Below are 17,310 nucleotides of genomic sequence, written 5' to 3'. Positions count from 1 at the left end.
GAGCCGGTACCGCCCTCCCGTACCCGTTCGGTCGCGGCGCCTACAGGACCTTGGAGAGGAACGACTTCGTCCGGTCGTGCTGCGGGTCGGTCAGCACGTCGCGCGGGTGGCCCGACTCGACCACCACGCCGTCGTCCATGAAGACCAGCGCGTCCCCGACCTCACGGGCGAAGCCCATCTCGTGGGTCACGACGATCATCGTCATGCCGTCCTCGGCGAGACCGCGCATGACGTCCAGGACATCGCCCACCAGCTCCGGGTCGAGCGCGGAGGTGGGCTCGTCGAAGAGCATCAGCTTCGGCTCCATGGCCAGTGCGCGGGCGATGGCCACCCGCTGCTGCTGTCCGCCGGAGAGCTGCGAGGGGTAGTTGTTCGCCTTGTCGGACAGGCCGACCCGGTCCAGCAACTGGGTCGCCCGTGCGCGGGCGACGGCCTTGGACTCGCGCTTGACCTGGACCGGAGCCTCCATGACGTTCTCGATCGCCGTCATGTGGGGGAACAGGTTGAAGCGCTGGAAGACCATGCCGATGTCCCGGCGCTTCAGGGCGACTTCGTTGTCCTTGAGCTCGTAGAGCTTGTCGCCCTTCTGGCGGTAGCCCACCAGTTCGCCGTCGACGGACAGCCGGCCGGCGCTGATCTGCTCCAGGTGGTTGATGCACCGCAGGAAGGTCGACTTGCCGGAACCGGACGGGCCGATCAGACAGAAGACCTCGCGCGGGGCGACCTCCAGGTCGATGCCCTTGAGGATGTGTGCGGCGCCGAAGGACTTGTGGACGCCCTCGGCCTTCACCATGGCGGTCATGCCATGCCTCCGTTCGGGCGGCCGAGTGACAGCAGGTTGGTCCGGATCTTCTGCAACGGGGTGGGCGGCAGGCTGCGGCTGGAACCGCGGGCGTAATACCGCTCCAGGTAGTACTGCCCGACGCTCAGCACCGAGGTCATGATCAGGTACCAGGCCGCGGCGAGGAAGTACATCTCCACCGGGGCCCCGGAGGCCTGCCCGATGTCCTGGGCGTACTTGAAGAGTTCGTAGAACTGCACGGCGGCCACCAGTGAGGTGGTCTTGAGCATGTTGATGACCTCGTTGCCCGTCGGCGGCACGATCACCCGCATGGCCTGCGGGATCACGACGCGTCGCAGGGTCTTGCCGTGGCTCATGCCCAGGGCGTGGGACGCCTCCGTCTGGCCCTCGTCGACCGAGAGCAGACCGGCCCGGCAGATCTCCGCCATGTACGCGGCCTCGTTGAGGCCGAGGCCGAGCAGCGCCGTCAGCAGCGGCGTCATGAAGCTCGACCAGTAGTCCTTGTAGATCGGCCCCAGGTTGATGTACTGGAAGACCAGACCCAGGTTGAACCAGACGAACAGCTGGACCAGGACCGGCGTACCGCGGAAGAACCAGATGTAGGACCACGCGATCGACGAGGTCACCGGGTTCTTCGACAGGCGCATGACGGCCAGCAGGATGCCGCCGACCACGCCGATCACCATCGACAGGGAGGTCAGCAGCAGGGTCTGGCCGACCCCCTTGACGATGCGGTCGTCGAAGAAGTAGTCCGGGACCGCACCCCAGTTGATCCGGCCCTGGCTGAACGCGTAGATGATCGCGACGAGTGCGGCGATGGCGACGACCGCGGAGACGTACCGGCCGTAGTGCCGGACCGGGATGGCCTTGATCGCCTCGGGTCCGGCCGCCGGGACGGGCGGTGCGGGTGGCTGGTCGGCCGGGCCCGGCTTGTCGGTGTCAATCACGGCTGATGCCTCTCAGTGCCGGGGTCCGGTCACGATCCGCCGTTCAGCTTGGCCTCGGTGACCGCTCCGGCCTCCACGCCCCACTTGGCGATGATCTTCTCGTACTCGCCGCTCTTGATGATCGCGTCCATGGCCGCCTGGACGGCCTTGGTGAGCTGGTCGTTGCCCTTGGCGACGGCGATGCCGTACGGGGCCGCCTCGACCTGGTCGCCGACGATCTGGAAGTCCTTGCCGCCGCCCGAGGTCTTCACCGCGTACGCGGCCACCGGGAAGTCGGAGGAGCCGGCGTCGGCCCCGCCGGAGCGCAGCCGGGTCTGGGCCTCCAGGTCGTTGTCGTACGGCTCGATGGCGATCTTCTTGCCACCGGTGCACTTCTTGGACTCGGTCTTGGCCAGGTCGTGCGAGACGGTGTTGCGCTGGACGGCGATCTTCTTGCCGCAGAGGTCGGACCAGGTCTTGATCCCCTGGTCGTCCCCCTTCTTGGTGTAGATCGAGACACCGGCGGTGAAGTAGTCGATGAAGTCGACCCCCTCGCCGACCTTCTTCTTGGTCTCGGGGTCGATGCCCTCCTGGCGGTCCTTCGTGTCGGTCATCGCCGACATGGCCAGGTCGTAGCGCTTGGAGCGCAGCCCCGTGACCAGCGTGTCGAACGTGCCGTTCTCGAACTGGAACTCCACGCCCAGCACCTTGCCCAGCGCGGTGGCGAGGTCCGGGTCGATGCCGACCGTCTTGCCGGACTTGTCCTTGAACTCGACCGGCGGGTACGCGATGTCCGAGCCGACCTTGATGACGCCCTTGGACTTGATCTCCGCGGGGAGGAGATCGGCGGGGGAGTTGCCGGCCGTGGTCTTCGTCGTGGCGGAGTCGCTCTTGGTCTGGTCGCCACAGGCGGTCAGCAGCATGGTGCCGGCGACCGCGATGGCGCCGACCGCTGCAATCCGGGACTTCGCGGCCGTACGACGGTTCGTGCGTGCGGTCATGTTCGGGTTCCTCCGGCAGATGAGGGTGGTGTTGCCAGGCGGTTTGGCACACGACGTCGGGTGTCGCCGCCGTGTGCGATTACGGCATCTTGCCATTCGGACCAGCGCATTCAGGGGGCCGGTCATGTCAAAATCGGGTAACGGGCGATCCCCGATCCTTGTATGGCCGGTACACCAGGGCCGGACCATCTATGGGGTTTCTTTCCCACGGCCGCAGAATCTGCGGCGCGTCTCGACCGGTGGACACCCATTCTCCGCGTGGCTGACTTGTCCAGATATTCGGCTATGAGTCACGTCACCGACTGGGTATGGACTCGTCCATGACCCGGTCCGTCCGGTATGAAAGACGTTTACACCCCTCATCCGGGGCTCAGGGCGCGTGTGCGGCGCGCCCGCGCGTACGTACCTCCCCCCTGCCGCGGCGGGCCAACCGCCCAGTGCAGGGGACGTACGCGGTGCCCGCCCACCCCTCCTCAACCAGGAGTGGCCACCCTCAAACGATGAAGACTTAAGGGGTCAACACCATGGCAGCGGAGATCGTGAATCCTCGCAGCGACAGCAGCACAGACAGCACGGGCAGCACGACCGACGAGCCGTTCGATCCGGCCTTCGCGCTCCACCGCGGCGGGAAGATGGCCGTGCAGGCCACCGTCCCGATCCGGGACAAGGACGACCTGTCCCTCGCGTACACGCCCGGTGTGGCGAAGGTGTGCAGCGCGATCGCCGAGAATCCGGAACTCGTCCACGACTACACCTGGAAGTCGCAGGTCGTCGCCGTCGTGACGGACGGCACCGCGGTGCTGGGGCTCGGCGACATCGGGCCCGAGGCCTCCCTCCCCGTGATGGAGGGCAAGGCGATCCTGTTCAAGCAGTTCGGCGGCGTCGACGCGGTGCCGATCGCGCTCGCGACCACCGACGCGGACGAGATCGTCGAGACCGTCGTCAGGCTCGCACCGTCCTTCGGCGGCGTGAACCTGGAGGACATCTCGGCCCCGCGCTGCTTCGAGATCGAGCGCAAGCTCCAGGAGCGGCTCGACATCCCGGTCTTCCACGACGACCAGCACGGCACCGCCGTGGTCACGCTCGCCGCCCTGCGCAACGCCGCGAAGCTGTCCGGGCGCGGCCTCGGCGAGCTGCGCGCCGTCATCTCGGGCGCGGGCGCGGCCGGGGTGGCCATCGCCAAGTTCCTGCTGGCGGCGGGGCTGGGCGATGTCGCGGTCGCCGACCGCAAGGGCATCGTCAGCCGGGACCGCGAGGACCTGACGGACGTCAAGCGGGAGCTGGCCGAGCTCACGAACAAGGCGGGCATCTCCGGGCCGCTGGACACGGCACTGGCCGGCGCGGACGTCTTCATCGGCGTCTCCGGCGGTACGGTCCCGGAGCCGGCCGTCGCCTCGATGGCACCCGGCGCGTTCGTCTTCGCCATGGCGAACCCGAACCCCGAGGTGCACCCCGACGTCGCGCACAAGTACGCGGCCGTCGTGGCGACCGGGCGGTCGGACTACCCGAACCAGATCAACAACGTGCTGGCGTTCCCCGGGATCTTCGCGGGCGCGCTCCAGGTGCGGGCGTCCCGGATCACCGAGGGCATGAAGATCGCCGCGGCGAACGCGCTGGCCGACGTGGTGGGCGACGAGCTGGCCGCGGACTACGTGATCCCGTCGCCGTTCGACGAGCGGGTCGCCCCGGCGGTCACCGCCGCCGTCGCGGCGGCGGCGCGGGCGGAGGGCGTGGCCCGGCGCTGAGTGCGGTGAGGCGGGGGTTCGGGGGCGCGTCCTTGCGGGGGTGCTGTCCCCGGGCCCCCGCTCCCCGACGGGGGGTGTTGTCCCCGGGCCCTCGCTCCCCGACCGGGAGTGCTGTCCCCGGGCCCTCGCCCCCCGCCCGGGAGTGCTGTCCCCGGGCCCTCGCTCCCCGACGGGGGGTGCTGTCCCCGGGCCCTCGCCCCCCGCCCGGGAGTGCTGTCCCCGGGCCCTCGCCCCCCGCCCGGGAGTGCTGTCCCCGGGCCCTCGCCCCCCGGCCGCCGGAGGGGCTCATGTCCGGACGGCCCGTCACGCGCGGTGCGTGTCACACCCGCAGCCGGTTACGCGGGACCGCCGCCCGGCCTATCGTCGGCCCCATGTTCGCCGCCTACGCATCCCGCCTCGACCGCGACCACCCACTCAACGGCCTTGAGCTGGGCGAACGCCCGGCTCCCGGCGCACGTTCCGGATGGACCACCGTCAACGTCCGGGCCGCCTCCCTCAACCACCACGACCTCTGGTCGCTCCGCGGCGTCGGCCTCGCCGAGGACAAGCTGCCGATGATCCTCGGCTGCGACGCCGCCGGGACCGACCAGGACGGCAACGAGGTCGTCCTGCACTCCGTCATCGGCCAGACCGGACACGGGGTCGGCCCGGACGAGCCCCGCTCCATCCTCACCGAGCGCCATCAGGGCACCTTCGCCGAACAGGTCACCGTTCCCAGCTGGAACGTGCTGCCCAAACCGGAGGAACTCACCTTCGAGCAGGCGGCCTGCCTGCCCACCGCCTGGCTGACCGCCTACCGCATGCTCTTCACCAACGCCGGGGTGCGGCCCGGCGACTCCGTGCTCGTCCAGGGCGCCGGCGGCGGGGTCGCCACCGCCGCGATCGTCCTCGGCCGGGCCGCCGGGCTGCGGGTCTACGCCACCAGCCGCGACGAGGCCAGGCGCAAACGGGCCGTCGAACTCGGTGCCGTCGAGGCGTACGAGCCCGGCGCACGGCTGCCCCACCGGGTCGACGCCGTCATCGAGACGGTCGGCGCCGCCACCTGGTCGCACTCCGTCAAGTCCCTGCGCCCCGGCGGCACGCTGGTCATCTCGGGCGCCACGAGCGGCGACCGCCCCTCGCACGCCGAGCTGACCCGGATCTTCTTCCTGGAGCTGAGGATCGTCGGCTCCACCATGGGGTCCAAGGACGAGCTGGAGGATCTGCTGGCGTTCTGCGCGGCCACCGGGGTGCGCCCCGTCATCGACGAGGTGCTGCCGCTGGACCGGGCCCGCGAGGGCTTCGAACGGCTGGCTTCCGGCGACCAGTTCGGGAAGATCGTGCTCACTGTCAACTAGGGTTGACGTTCGCATGGTGTCAATGTAAGTTGACATCATGACCGAAGCAACGGATCTCGCCGCTCGCGCCGGCGACCGCGACCCCCGGGTGGGGCTGCGGTCGGTCGCCGCGCTGCGCAAGCTGCTGGAGCAACTCGAAGCCGTACAGGTCAGGAGCGCCCGGGTGCAGGGCTGGTCGTGGCAGGAGATCGCGGCCGAACTGGGTGTCAGCCGGCAGGCCGTGCACAAGAAGTACGGGAGGCATTGATGTTCGAGCGATTCACCAAGGGCGCCCGCGCCACCGTGACCGGAGCGGCGGACCACGCCGAACGGGCCGGCGCCGGTGCGGTCAGTGAGGAGCACCTGCTGTTCGCACTGCTGGACCAGGAGGACAGCCGGGCGTCGTTCGCCACCGCGGCGCTCGGTCTCACGGACCGCAGGGCGTCGCTCGCGGCCGCGCTGGCCGACGCCCGCAGGCGCGGCGGCATGACCAGGGCCGACGCCGAAGCGCTCGCCGGCATCGGCATCGACCTCACCGCGATCGTCGACCGCGTCGAGGAGACGCACGGCCGGGGTGCGCTGGACGGCGGGCGCCGGGCCCGGCGCCGGTGGTCGGGCCACCGCGTGTTCACTCGGGAGGCCAAGGCGGTCCTGGAGAAATCCCTGCGGATCGCGCTCGGCCGGCGCGACCGGTTCATCGGCGAGGAGCACCTCCTGCTGGCTCTCACCGCCGGCCCCGGCGTCGTCGCCGACGTCCTGGCCGAGCACGGCGCCACGTACGAGACGGTCAGCCGCGCGCTGTACGGGGACGGCGGCGCGCAGCAGGACCGGAAGGCGGGCTGAACGCCGGGCGGCCCGGGGGATCCCCGGGCCGCCCGGCGTCACGTCCGGAAAGCTCGCTACGTCGCGCTGCCGCCGGTGTTCCCGCGCAGCAGCGCCCCGATGCCGGCCGCCGCGGCCGACAGGTGGCGGCGGGCCTCCGACAGCTGGTCCTCCGTGACGCCCCGGTCCCGGGCCGCGTCGCGGATGTCGTCGCGGAAGCGGTCCAGCAGGCGGTCCAGATCGCGGGCCGGGTCACCCGTACCGCCCACGTCCTTGCCCCAGTCGGGGTCGGCGTCGGCGGGTTCCGGCTTGACGTACGGGGGCCGGCCGCCGGTACGGGCGAAGCCGCCCAGCTGTCCGGTGATCTCCGCCAGCCCTTCCCGTACGCCCGCCGGCCAGTCGCCGCGGGCGAAGTGCTCCTGGACCTGGCGGGCGGCGTTCTGCATCTGCTCGCGCGCCCGGTCCTGGGCCTCCTTGGCCTGGCGGCGGGCCTGCTGGGCGTCCTCGCGGGCGCGCCGGGACTCGTCCTTCGCTCGGCGGGCCTGCTCCTTCCACTCCTGCTTGGCCTTGCGCAGCTCCTCCTTCGCGTTGCGCCATGTCTCCTTGTCGCCGAAGTCACCGAGGTCCCCGAAGTCACCGAAGCCGCCGAAGGGCGACTCCTTGCCTCCCTCGGCGCCTTCCCTGGCGCCGGAGCGGGCGGTGCCGTGGCGGGACTCGTCCGCCGCGGCGCGCATCTCGCTGCGCAGTTTGCCCGCGGCCCCGCGGACGTCGTCGCGGATCTCGGCGGCCAGTTCGGAGACCGAGTCCCGGATCTCCAGCTCCAGATCGGCCAGCTCGCCGGTGCGGCCCGCGAGTTCGGCGCGGCCGGCGTCGGTGATGGAGTAGACCTTGCGGCCGCCCTCGGTGGCGTGCGTGACCAGGCCCTCGGCCTCCAGCTTGGCCAGCCGCGGATAGACCGTGCCGGCCGAGGGTGCGTACAGCCCCTGGAATCGCTCCTCCAGCAGCCGGATCACCTCGTAGCCGTGGCGGGGCGCCTCGTCGAGCAGCTTCAGCAGGTAGAGGCGCAGGCGGCCATGGGCGAATACGGGGGGCATGTCAGAGCACCTTTCCGGTCGGCTCGGCGTCGTGGGCGTCGTCCTCGGCCGGTGGGCGGCGGAGCAGGGCGATCGACCCCGAGACCGTGGTCGCCTTCAGTGTCCCGGCCCCGGAGCCGAGCGTGCCGGTGATCCGCTTCGCGCCCCACTGGCCGTTGACCCGCAGGTCCTCGAACCCGTTGGAGACGGAGCCGCTCGCGGTGTTCGCCTCCACCCGCGCGTCCGCCGGGTGCGGCAGCCGGATGGCGACCTCGCCGGAGACGGTGGTGAGCCGGATGTCGGTGGGCTTCCCGGTCGGGTCCAGGTCGAGCACCATGTTGCCGCTGACGGATTCGGCCTTCACGGAGACGCCGGCGCCCTCGATGACCGTCAGATCGCCCGAGACCGAGTGGAAGCGCAGGTCGCCGGTGACGGCCTGGGCCTCCAGGTTGCCGGACACCGTCTCCGCGCCGACCGGCCCGGCGAGTCCGACGAGGGTGGTGTCGCCGGTGACGCCACGTACGTCCGTACGACCACGGATTCCGGAGACGAAGGCCCCGGCGCCGACCACACCGACCTCCACGGACGATCCGGCCGGGACCGCCAGGGAGACGGCCGCGTGCCGGTGCCAGCCCTTGCGGTCGAACCACTTGAGGATGCCCTGCCAGGCCAGGTCCTCGTAGGTGACGGTGAGGACGCCGTCCTGCTGGGTCACGATCAGCGGCGGTCCCTCGATGCCGGTGACCTCCAGCCTGGCGGTCGGTTCGTCGGTGCCGACGACATTGACCGTGCCGTTGACGATGCGCACGCTGAGCGCGGTCACGGGTTCGTCGAAGGCGAGCTTCTGAGGCTCGGCGATGGCCCACGTCGACACAGGCATGGATCTGACCTCCTGGGGAGCGCGGATGACGCAACATATCGTGTCTCTTGTAGAACACGATATATCGCGGATGGGGGAAGTCAAGGCGGGTCGCGACGGAGGGTGGGGGTGAGATTGACAGGTCAAATCGCCATAAACGGCGATGAATAGTGCGAAATTGTCTTACGGTGTGGGGCATGGACGCGACATCACCCGTGGGCGCACTGCTGCTGTGCCGGGCCGAACCCGAGAGCGTGCGGCCGGTCGCCCACCTGCTGCGCGAACGGATGCTGCTCGCACCCGCCGGAGAGGGATGGAGCGTTCTCGTACCCGAGGGAACGCCCTGGCGGGGCGGACGGCCGCAGGGCCTGCGGGCACCGGAGGCGGGGGAGGCGGCCGAGCCCGTCGACCGGGTGCTGGGCGGCTGGGCCACCGCACTCGCGGTCGGCTCGGCCTGGCCGGTCCTCGCGCTCTGGTGGGACGGCGACCGGGCCGGGTACACCCTGGCCGCGGGCTTCCGCCGGCCGGTCGGCTACGTCTGGCTCGCCGACGGGACCCCGGCGGGGGAGGACGAGGCGATGCGTACGTTCGCCGAGCGGCTCGGCCTCGATCCCGTACTGGACGTCCAGGCGCTCGAAGCCCTCACCCGCACCGATCCGGAGGCGGACGCCCGCGCCCGGCTGCGCGGACTGCTCGCCGTCCTCACCCGTATCGGGCTGACACTCCCGGCCGGCCTGGCCCCCGGCGCGTCCTCCGCCTCGCTGACCGCCGGAGCCGGTGCGGGCCCCGCGGCCGAACGGATCGCGTGGACCGGCTGGCGCGACGCGGTCAGGGTGGAACTCGAAGCGGTCGAGAACAGCCGCGTCGGTCCCTGGATGCGCGGTCCCAGGGCCCGCGCCCTGGCAGGCGCCCAACTGGCCGCGGGACTCCCGCTCGCCCTCTGGGGAGCCGGCCGGCGCAGCGGCGGCTGGGTCTTCGCCGGGGCGCTGCTCATGGTGCACGGCGCGCTCGGTCTCGCGTACGACCGGATCCGGGACGACGGCCCGGACTGAGCGGGCGGCGGGCCCGCCTGAGAGTCCGGCGACGGGCGGGCGGTGAGCGACGGGCGGGCGGTGACTACTCGTCCTCGTCCTCGTCGTCGTCCAGCCGGGCCAGCCAGGTGGCGAGGCGCTCGACCGGCACCTCGAAGTCGGGATTCAGATCGACGAACGTACGCAGCTGCTCGGCGAGCCACTCGAAGGTGACCTCCTCCTCGCCTCGCCGCTTCTCCAGCTCCTCGATACCGCGGTCGGTGAAGTACATGCCGGCAAGTTTAATGCCTGGTGACAGCCCGCAGAGGCCGCGGGACCCGGCCCGTGGAGGCCGCGGGATCCGGCCCGCACCGGCCGTGCGCAGGGCCCGCGAACCGATCCGCCACGCCCCCGCGTCCTGGTTCATGTACCTCGCATCGGCCGGCTACGGCCGTTAACCTGCGGGTAGTTGGGGAACGGGGGGCGTCATGGGCGACAGTGCGGCCCGTATCACGCGCATCGAGATGCCGGACGGCACGCCGGTCTGGGCCCGGATCTCGGGAGCCGAGGAGCTGGACCGTCCGGCGCCCGGTGCCGGTCCGACGTACACGGACACCGGGTTCGGCGACATCGCCGACCAGGTGCAGGCCAGGGTCGAGAGCCTGCAGGGCGTGGTGACCAGTGTCGCGCGCTCGCTCGCCGTGCCGCTGCGCGCCGTGCGGCCGGACGAGGTCAGTGTCGAGTTCGGGATCGAGCTCACCGCCAAGTCGGGCAGGATCGTCGGGCTCCTCGCGGACGGTGAGGCCAAGGGGGCCATCAAGGTCACGCTCACCTGGAACGGCGGCGGACCACCCGTCGACCCGCCCCCGCCGGCCCCCGCACCCGTGCCCGCGCAGGCCCCGGCGCCGCCCGCGTTCGTGCCACCGGTCCCGTTCGCGCCCCCCGGAGCCCCGCCCGTCGCACCGGCGCCCGCGCCCCCGGGCCCGCCCGCCGGTGCGTCCCCCGGCGCCCCGGCGCACCCTGACGGGGCGGACGACACCGACGGCGGCGGGGCATGAGCCCGGAGGGCGACGGGGCGCAGAGGGGGGCCCGGGACAGCCGGAGGCTGCCCTCATGGGCCTCGTCCACGACGCCACCGTGCGCATCCATCGTCCGGGGTCCGGGTATGCCCAAGGCGGACCCGGCGGGGACTTCCTGGGGAGCGGCTTCTTCATCGCCCCGAGCTGGATCCTCACGTGTGCGCACGTGGCGATGCGGGGGGAGGGGGGCGTGGTGAACGTGTGGTTCAAGGAGGACCGCTACAGCACCGAGCTGACCGAGGTGCCCGGCAAGGTCGTCGCCGCGATGCCCGGCGCCCGCCCGCAGGGCGCCGCCGGCTGGCCGGCCCCCGACCTCGCGCTCATCAAGCTCCAGCGGCCCGTCGAGCACACCTGTGTGTACGTCACCGAGCGCTCGGAGGCCATGCTCCGCAGCCGGGAGATCCACTGCGTGGGCTGGGCGCCCTCGCAGGGCGGAGGACTGCTGAAGCGCAGCGGCGTCTGTGTGGTGAAGGGGGCCTACGGTGCGTCGGACGACGCCGAGCAGGTCGTCCGGCTCGACGGGGACTGGCTGGAGCCCGGTATGTCCGGCGGCCCCGTGGTGGATCTCGCCCGCGGGGAGGTGGTCGGGGTGATCAAGTCGCGGCTCGACAACCACCAGGGCGGAACGGCCGTGGGGATCGAGCGGCTGCGCACCCTGAAGGTGCCGTCCGCGCCCGTCGAGACCGAGGGCGACGACACCTACCAGTCCGTCTTCCACGCCCATGACCGGTACCACGCGGACCGGCACAACAGCCCGGCCAGCACCGAGCGGACCTGGGCCGACGCGCAGAGCGAGCTGTCGGCCCCGCCCGGCGGCGTCCTCGGCCCCAAGCGGCGGGCGGACCTGCTGGGGCGGCTCGCCGAGTTCCCGCCCCCGGTCAGCACCCGCGGCCTGCTCCTCCTCCTGGACGCCCTGCCCGGCGTCCACTCCCGTGACCACCGCCCGGCCCCGCGTGGCTGGCGGGACGGCCTGGGGGCGCTGTACGACACCCGCGCCCGCGACCACGACGCTCCGCTCGAACTGGTCCTGCGGTACTGCATGGGCGTGCTCGCCGCCGACCGGCCCTTCGACGTGCCGTCCACCGGGACCGCGGCCAAGTCGCTGTGGGAGTGGGTGAAACGGATCGCGGAGGAGGAGCTGTCCCGCGACTTCCGCCGGCAGCTCGCCATGGAGTGGGCGGCCGTCCGGCTGCGCCTGGACGAGGACCGCCGCCGGGCCGTGGCGGCGCCGAGCCAACCCGTCCGCCACGGCGAACGCGCCTGCGTCCTGCTGGAACTCGAACCCCAGGGCTGGGCCCGGGACCGCTACGACTGGCGGATCGCGGTCGCCCGCCCCACCGGCGAGATGCTGCCCGTCGCCGAGGACAGCCAGGGCACCGCGCTCGACACCCTGCCCGACCGGCTCGCCGCCGCACTGACCGAGGCGTTCCGGCAGTGCGACGAGCCGGGCAGCCCCGCCCTGCTCCAGGTCTCCGTCACCCCCGCGCTGTTCGGCCTCGAAGTCGACCGCTGGGAGCTCCCCTCGGACGGGCAGCCGCTCGGCGTCGTACGCCCGGTGGTCCTGCGCAGCTCCTACCGCGGGCCCGACGACGAGCGCCTGGCACGCTGGAACGCCACGCAGGGCGCGATGCGGGCCGAAGTCGTCGACTGCGAGAACGAATTGCGGGTACGGGTACCCGAGGTCGCGCACCTGCGCACCCTGCCCCACGAGAGCGTGCCGGTGCTCTGCCGTTACGGCAACCCGGACCCCGGGATCGCGGCCGGGGCGGTGCGGGTGCTCGACACCGGCTTCGGAGTGGCCCTGCTGCAACGGCGGCCGACGGAGACCGACACGGTCTGCCGGGAGTTCCACCGGCGGGTGGCCGAGGCCGTCTCCGACGCCCGCACCCGCGACGGACTTCCGCTGAAGCTGCACGAGCTGAGAAGAGGAGTGAGCGCGGAACGCACGGAGACGTACTGGTCCGACGGGGTCGCCCTGTTCTACGACGATCCGCACCACCCGCTGCCCGGCTCGGGCGAGTTCCTGGAGGCGCCGTGACGAGAAGCGCCGGCCATCATCCGAAGGACCGTGCCGGCCCGCCCCTTACGGGGGGTACGCCGGATCGCTACGGTAAGGCACGTTCGACAGCTGCTGTCCCTGGCGGACGAGTGACAACGAGGACCACGCTATGAGTGAACCCAGCGAGTGGCTCATCTACCGCGGCATCGGTGAACCGCACGACGGCGTACCGCAGTTGCCGCCCCCGCCGCCCTGGCGCGACTTCTCGGGCGGTCGCGGCACCCCGGCGGACGGGGACGACTCCGCCGACCGCAGGCTCGGCATCCCCGGGCGCATCGCGGAGGAACACCGGCCGGGCGCGGAGGAACTCGAAATGATCAACGCCGCGCTGTATCTGCGGCGTCCACTGCTGGTCACCGGCGACCCGGGGGCCGGAAAAAGCACCCTGGCCCACTCCGTCGCCCGTGAACTCGAGTTCGGCAAGGTGCTGCGCTGGCCCATCGTCAGCCGCTCCTCGCTGCTGGACGGCCTCTACCACTACGACGCGATCGCCCGGCTTCAGGACGTCCAGATCGCCTCGCACGCCTCCGCGGACGGCGGGGACGGCGTCGACCCGTCCCAGAACGTGGGGAGTTACATCAGGCTGGGCCCCCTGGGCACCGCGCTGCTGCCCTCCGACCGGCCTCGGGTGCTGCTCATCGACGAGCTCGACAAGAGCGACATCGACCTGCCAAACGATCTGCTCAACGTGCTGGAGGAGGGCGAGTTCGCCATTCCCGAGCTGGAACGGATCGTGGACCGGCTGCCCGACGGCGAGGCGGACGTGCTGGACCACGACGGCAACAAGGTGCGGATCAAGGGCGGCCGGGTGCAGTGCCGGGCGTTCCCGTTCGTCGTCCTCACCAGTAACGGCGAGCGGGACTTCCCGGCCCCCCTGATGCGCCGCTGCATCCACCTGGAACTCGACCGCCCCGACCACAAGCGGCTGGCCGCCTTCGTCAAGGCGCACCTGGGTGAGGAGGCGGCCCGCTCCAGCGAGGACCTCATCACCCGGTTCCTGGAGCGCTCACGCAGCGAACTGCTGGCCACGGACCAGCTGTTGAACGCCATCTACCTCACCCACGCCGCTGCGCCGGCCGGCCGCGACCGGCTGGCCGAACTGCTCATCCAGCGGCTCGACCGGCCGAGGTGAGGTACTGATGTCCGGGGCGGACGACGCCTCTGTGCCGCCCGGTGGGCCCGATGCCCCGGAACCGTACGGCGGAGAGCCGTTGCAGACGCTCGTTGCACGGCTGCGCGGAGCCGGGCTCGACCCCGACGTCGAGCAGCTCTGCGACGCCCTCTGGCTGGCCAGGTGGACCGGCGTGCCCGGCGACCCCGAGGACGACGGGGCCGGGGCGACGGCTCCGGATGCCCGCCGGCCCGCGGAGCAGGCGGGTCAGGGACCCGTGGACCGGGTGGGCGCGGACAGCGGCCGTGCCACGGACACCGGCCGGCCCGGTGCGGACCGTGAGCCGGGCGACGGGTCGATCGGCGACGGGCTCATCGCCCTGCACCCCGTCCCGAGCCCCGTACGGGCCGGCGGCGAGCGGGACGGGGAAGCCCCCGGGGCCCGCCGGGGATCCGGTACGGGGCCCCGCACCACCGAACTCGCGCTCGGGGTGCCGGCCGCCCCCGTCCTGCCCGCACCCCTCGAACTCACCCGCGCGCTGCGCCCGTTGCAGCGGTACCGCCCGGTCTCCGCTCCGCTGCGCCGCGTCCTGGACGAGACGGCGACCGCGGACCTCAGCGCCCGCGCGGGAGGCATGATCATGCCGGTGTTCCGTGGGGTCGGCCGGGGCGACGCGATCCTCCAGTGCGTCATGGACGCCTCGTCCTCAATGCTGGTGTGGGACCGGATGTTCGGGGAACTCCAGCAGATCTTCGGCCAGCTGGGCGCCTTCCGGGACGTCCAGGTGCGCTATCTGCACCAGGGCCCGGACGGCGGCTGCGCGGTCAGCCGCAGCTCCGACCCCGCCGCCGCCCCGCTCCACTCGGCGGACCGGCTCAGCGATCCGACCGGGCGCCGGGTCACCGTGGTGATCAGTGACTGCGCCGGGCCGCTCTGGCGCAGCGGGCGCGCCCACCGGCTGCTGCACCAGCTCGCCCGGCAGGCCCCGGTCGCGGTGTTGCAGCCGCTGCCGCAGCGCATGTGGAGCCGCACCCGGCTGCCGGTCACCTTCGGTTCGCTGGCACGGGGCGACGGCCTCGCCGGCGCCACCCTGCTGAAGGTCACCGAGGACGCCGGAGCCGGCCCCGCGGTGCACCCCGGCGCCCTGGCGGTCCCGGTCCTACCGCCGGTGCCGGACGCGCTGGCGGCCTGGGCCAGGCTGCTCTCCGGTACCGGTGCGGCACGGATCTCCGGAGCGGTCGGCTGGGTACGGGCCGACCAGCCCCCGGCGGCCGCCCAGCGCTCCGGCGCCGCCCTGTCCTCGCTCCAGCTGGTCAGCCGCTTCCGTTCGGCCGGCTCACCGGCCGCCGGACAGCTGGCCGTCTATCTCGCGGCCGCGCCCCTCTACCTGCCGGTGATGCAGCTGGTCCAGCGCACCATGCTGCCCCAGTCGGGCCCCTCCGAACTCGCCGAGGTGCTGCTGAGCGGCCTGCTCTCGCGGGCGGACGGCGCGGGCGGCGGCCGCGGACAGTGGTACCGCTTCGAGCCCGGCGTCCAGGAGGCGCTGCTCGGTCCGCTGGGCCGGGACGAGGCCCTGCTCGTGCTCAAGCACTGCTCGCAGTACATCGAGACGCGGTTCGGCAAGGGCGGGCCCAACTTCCCCGCGCTGGCCTTCGCCCAGCTCGGCGACGCGGGGGCGGCCGATTCCCCGTACGCCACCGGGCACGCCACCACGGGCGCCGGGCACGAGGAGCCGGAGGAGGGCGAGGACGGCGAGGAGAACGACGACGGCGAGGAGAACGAGAGGCGCGGCGGCGCCCGTGTACCCCATGCCTTCGCCGAGGTCGCCGCCCGCGTACTGGAGCGGTTCATGCCCGTACCCCCGAGATTCGTGATCCCCCCGAAGGCGCCCGCCCCCGGGCCGTCGGCCCCCGGCGCCACCTCCGCCGTGGAACGCGCCCGCGAGCTGGTGCGGCAGTTCGAGGCGGACAAGATGGTGCAGCGCCTCATCGACGCCGTCCAACTGCTGCGGGGAGCCGCGGAGAACGGCCCCCGGCAGGCCGTGGACGCCGGGCTCTGGGCGGAGTACGCGCGCTGCGTCCTGCGGCTCTGGGAGGTGCAGGGCGGCGCCGAGCTGCTCCGCGAGGCCGAGAGCGCCGCCGAGCGGGCGGCCGCGGTCCCCGGTGCGGTACGTGAACGGGCCGTGCTGGCCAAGGTGCTGCACGCGGCGGCCGACGACCGGCGCCGGCGCGGCGACCGGCGCGGCGCCCTGGAGCTGCTGCGGCGCGCCGACCGCGAGTACACCGCCGCCTGCGCGGCCCCCGGCCTCCCGCCGGCGGAGGCGCTGCGGCTCACCCTGGAGCGGGTGCGGGCCCTGGAGGCGCAGTGGCGGCTCGACGGTGACAGCGCCCTGCTGCAGAGCGCCTGCGGGATGCTGGAGGCGTTCGCCGACTCCTGGCCCGACCAGGAGAACCGGCCGGCGGCCCTCCCGCTCCAGCACGGCCGGACCCTGCTGAAGCTGTCCGGCGCCACCGAGGACACCGAACGGTCCAGGGAGTTCGCCCGGCAGGCGGCCCGCTCGCTGCGCACGGCGTTCGCCCAGGGCGGCCGGCACACCGTGGGCACCGAGGCCCGCATCGTGCTGGACCTGGTGGACGCGCTGCTGGCCTCCGGCGAGGAACCGGACGAGGCCGCGGTCCTGACCGCCCAGGCGCTGGAGACCGTACGGGAGCAGCGCCGGCGCGCCCAGCTGCAGACCAGGGCCGGACGGGTCAGGGTCGCCCGCTACGAGCACACCGGGGATCCGGACGAACTCGTCGCGGCCGCCGACTGGTTCGCCCGAGCGGCCCGCGGAATCCCCCGCGACTCCCGGGCCCACACCGATCTGCTCGCCGAATGGGGCGCCACGCTGCTGCGCCGCGCCGGCCTGCCGGACGGCGGAGCGTACATCGGCGCGGCGGTGCGCGTGCTGCGCGACTGCCGGACCGAGACGCCGTCCGGCGGGTCGCAGCAGTCCGAGCGGCTGCTCATGCTCGGCCGGGCCCTGATGCTGCGGCACCGGGCGGCCGCGGACCGGGTCGACCTCCGGGAGGCCGAGCACCTCTTCGGGCTGGCGGCGCAGGAGGCCGCGGCCCCGCTGACCGCGGCGCGCTGCTGGCTGGAGCTGGGCAGGGCCCGGCTGGAGGCCGCCGACGCACTGGTCCGCCCGGCCCGGCGCGACGAGGCGGCGGAGGCCTTCCGCTCGGCGGCGGCCGCCGCCGCGACGGCCCAAGCGGAGCTGGAGAGTCCGCAACAGCTCCAGGAGGCGGCCGAGTTGGGTGCTACAGCCAACCACTGGCGGGGTATGACCTATGAGAGAGCGGGGCGCCCCCGGGCCGCGCGAGAGGCGTACCGGGCGGCCCGCCTGGAGTGGCGCAAGCTGCCGGACAGCGGCGGAGCGGCGGGCGAGTGGACCGCCGAACGGCTGGCCGGGCTGGAGCGCTGAGTGCTCGACGACGAGCACCCGGAGCGGCGGCGCGTCCGGACCGG

The 17,310-nt window shown here is 72.8% G+C and carries 15 protein-coding genes; 9 read left to right on the top strand and 6 right to left on the bottom strand.

All coding sequences use genetic code 11. The annotated features are described in order from the left end of the window. Window positions 1-40: 40 nt before the first annotated feature. The 3 genes from ACIO3R_RS08105 to ACIO3R_RS08095 are packed head-to-tail and all read right to left on the bottom strand — an operon-like array spanning window position 41 to window position 2,729. Complete coding sequence (locus tag ACIO3R_RS08105) at window positions 41-802, bottom strand: amino acid ABC transporter ATP-binding protein (RefSeq protein WP_402104443.1); 762 nt, start codon at window positions 800-802, stop codon at window positions 41-43. Next, the gene (locus tag ACIO3R_RS08100; protein WP_363025884.1) at window positions 799-1,749 is read right to left on the bottom strand and encodes an amino acid ABC transporter permease; all 951 of its coding nucleotides are present in this window, start codon (window positions 1,747-1,749) and stop codon (window positions 799-801) included. The genes ACIO3R_RS08105 and ACIO3R_RS08100 overlap by 4 nt, the downstream gene beginning before the upstream one ends. Before the next feature lie 29 nt (window positions 1,750-1,778). After that, on the bottom strand, window positions 1,779-2,729 hold the full coding sequence (locus ACIO3R_RS08095) for an ABC transporter substrate-binding protein (protein WP_402104439.1): 951 nt from the start codon (window positions 2,727-2,729) through the stop codon (window positions 1,779-1,781). Between the two features lie 524 nt (window positions 2,730-3,253). Between ACIO3R_RS08095 and ACIO3R_RS08090 the strand changes: the two genes are divergently transcribed. The 4 genes from ACIO3R_RS08090 to ACIO3R_RS08075 all read left to right on the top strand — a co-directional run bounded on the left by ACIO3R_RS08090 (window position 3,254) and on the right by ACIO3R_RS08075 (window position 6,633). Then, window positions 3,254-4,474, top strand: a complete 1,221-nt coding sequence (locus tag ACIO3R_RS08090; protein WP_385037795.1) for an NADP-dependent malic enzyme — start codon at window positions 3,254-3,256, stop codon at window positions 4,472-4,474. 371 nt (window positions 4,475-4,845) lie between these two features. After that, on the top strand, window positions 4,846-5,811 hold the full coding sequence (locus ACIO3R_RS08085) for a zinc-binding dehydrogenase (protein ID WP_402104436.1): 966 nt from the start codon (window positions 4,846-4,848) through the stop codon (window positions 5,809-5,811). A gap of 37 nt (window positions 5,812-5,848) precedes the next feature. Continuing rightward, window positions 5,849-6,058, top strand: a complete 210-nt coding sequence (locus ACIO3R_RS08080; RefSeq protein WP_363025892.1) for a sigma factor-like helix-turn-helix DNA-binding protein — start codon at window positions 5,849-5,851, stop codon at window positions 6,056-6,058. Continuing rightward, window positions 6,058-6,633 (top strand): Clp protease N-terminal domain-containing protein, encoded by a 576-nt coding sequence (locus ACIO3R_RS08075; protein ID WP_402104432.1) that lies wholly within the window; start codon window positions 6,058-6,060, stop codon window positions 6,631-6,633. Before ACIO3R_RS08080 ends, ACIO3R_RS08075 begins: the two co-directional genes overlap by 1 nt. 56 nt (window positions 6,634-6,689) lie before the next feature. Here the strand turns inward: ACIO3R_RS08075 and ACIO3R_RS08070 are convergent, their stop codons facing one another. Both ACIO3R_RS08070 and ACIO3R_RS08065 read right to left on the bottom strand, forming a co-directional pair. After that, window positions 6,690-7,706, bottom strand: coding sequence for a helix-turn-helix transcriptional regulator (locus tag ACIO3R_RS08070; RefSeq protein WP_402104429.1), 1,017 nt, complete (start codon window positions 7,704-7,706; stop codon window positions 6,690-6,692). A 1-nt stretch (window position 7,707) separates the two neighbouring features. After that, window positions 7,708-8,565, bottom strand: coding sequence for a DUF4097 family beta strand repeat-containing protein (locus ACIO3R_RS08065; protein ID WP_402104426.1), 858 nt, complete (start codon window positions 8,563-8,565; stop codon window positions 7,708-7,710). Window positions 8,566-8,741: 176 nt separating this feature from the next. Between ACIO3R_RS08065 and ACIO3R_RS08060 the strand changes: the two genes are divergently transcribed. Continuing rightward, window positions 8,742-9,596 carry a hypothetical protein gene (locus tag ACIO3R_RS08060; RefSeq protein ID WP_385036513.1) on the top strand — a complete coding sequence of 285 codons (855 nt, stop codon included), beginning with the start codon at window positions 8,742-8,744 and terminating at the stop codon, window positions 9,594-9,596. Between the two features lie 64 nt (window positions 9,597-9,660). Here the strand turns inward: ACIO3R_RS08060 and ACIO3R_RS08055 are convergent, their stop codons facing one another. Continuing rightward, complete coding sequence (locus ACIO3R_RS08055; protein WP_018102711.1) at window positions 9,661-9,846, bottom strand: DUF6104 family protein; 186 nt, start codon at window positions 9,844-9,846, stop codon at window positions 9,661-9,663. 196 nt (window positions 9,847-10,042) lie between these two features. Here ACIO3R_RS08055 and ACIO3R_RS08050 point away from each other — a divergent pair, with 196 nt between their 5' ends. The 4 genes from ACIO3R_RS08050 (at window position 10,043) to ACIO3R_RS08035 (ending at window position 17,266) form a co-directional block, all read left to right on the top strand. Then, window positions 10,043-10,612 carry a CU044_2847 family protein gene (locus ACIO3R_RS08050; RefSeq protein WP_402104423.1) on the top strand — a complete coding sequence of 190 codons (570 nt, stop codon included), beginning with the start codon at window positions 10,043-10,045 and terminating at the stop codon, window positions 10,610-10,612. A gap of 55 nt (window positions 10,613-10,667) precedes the next feature. After that, window positions 10,668-12,671, top strand: a complete 2,004-nt coding sequence (locus tag ACIO3R_RS08045; protein ID WP_402104421.1) for a trypsin-like peptidase domain-containing protein — start codon at window positions 10,668-10,670, stop codon at window positions 12,669-12,671. Between the two features lie 130 nt (window positions 12,672-12,801). Next, on the top strand, window positions 12,802-13,824 hold the full coding sequence (locus tag ACIO3R_RS08040; protein WP_385036510.1) for an AAA family ATPase: 1,023 nt from the start codon (window positions 12,802-12,804) through the stop codon (window positions 13,822-13,824). 7 nt (window positions 13,825-13,831) lie between these two features. Continuing rightward, on the top strand, window positions 13,832-17,266 hold the full coding sequence (locus ACIO3R_RS08035; RefSeq protein WP_385036509.1) for an SAV_2336 N-terminal domain-related protein: 3,435 nt from the start codon (window positions 13,832-13,834) through the stop codon (window positions 17,264-17,266). Window positions 17,267-17,310: the final 44 nt, after the last annotated feature.

The organism is Streptomyces sp. NPDC087428, assembly GCF_044744085.1.
Taxonomy (GTDB): Bacteria; Actinomycetota; Actinomycetes; order Streptomycetales; family Streptomycetaceae; genus Streptomyces.
This window is presented reverse-complemented; position numbering and strand designations above follow the sequence as displayed.

Bases quoted from the DNA above. Each gene is read 5' to 3' on its own strand.
- ACIO3R_RS08035 (WP_385036509.1), top strand. From the start codon at position 13,832: ATGTCCGGGGCGGACGACGCCTCTGTGCCGCCCGGTGGGCCCGATGCC.
- ACIO3R_RS08085 (WP_402104436.1), top strand. From the start codon at position 4,846: ATGTTCGCCGCCTACGCATCCCGCCTCGACCGCGACCACCCACTCAAC.
- ACIO3R_RS08090 (WP_385037795.1), top strand. From the start codon at position 3,254: ATGGCAGCGGAGATCGTGAATCCTCGCAGCGACAGCAGCACAGACAGC.
- ACIO3R_RS08050 (WP_402104423.1), top strand. From the start codon at position 10,043: ATGGGCGACAGTGCGGCCCGTATCACGCGCATCGAGATGCCGGACGGC.
- ACIO3R_RS08105 (WP_402104443.1), bottom strand. From the start codon at position 802: ATGACCGCCATGGTGAAGGCCGAGGGCGTCCACAAGTCCTTCGGCGCC.
- ACIO3R_RS08045 (WP_402104421.1), top strand. From the start codon at position 10,668: ATGGGCCTCGTCCACGACGCCACCGTGCGCATCCATCGTCCGGGGTCC.
- ACIO3R_RS08095 (WP_402104439.1), bottom strand. From the start codon at position 2,729: ATGACCGCACGCACGAACCGTCGTACGGCCGCGAAGTCCCGGATTGCA.
- ACIO3R_RS08075 (WP_402104432.1), top strand. From the start codon at position 6,058: ATGTTCGAGCGATTCACCAAGGGCGCCCGCGCCACCGTGACCGGAGCG.
- ACIO3R_RS08080 (WP_363025892.1), top strand. From the start codon at position 5,849: ATGACCGAAGCAACGGATCTCGCCGCTCGCGCCGGCGACCGCGACCCC.
- ACIO3R_RS08040 (WP_385036510.1), top strand. From the start codon at position 12,802: ATGAGTGAACCCAGCGAGTGGCTCATCTACCGCGGCATCGGTGAACCG.
- ACIO3R_RS08060 (WP_385036513.1), top strand. From the start codon at position 8,742: ATGGACGCGACATCACCCGTGGGCGCACTGCTGCTGTGCCGGGCCGAA.
- ACIO3R_RS08070 (WP_402104429.1), bottom strand. From the start codon at position 7,706: ATGCCCCCCGTATTCGCCCATGGCCGCCTGCGCCTCTACCTGCTGAAG.
- ACIO3R_RS08055 (WP_018102711.1), bottom strand. From the start codon at position 9,846: ATGTACTTCACCGACCGCGGTATCGAGGAGCTGGAGAAGCGGCGAGGC.
- ACIO3R_RS08065 (WP_402104426.1), bottom strand. From the start codon at position 8,565: ATGCCTGTGTCGACGTGGGCCATCGCCGAGCCTCAGAAGCTCGCCTTC.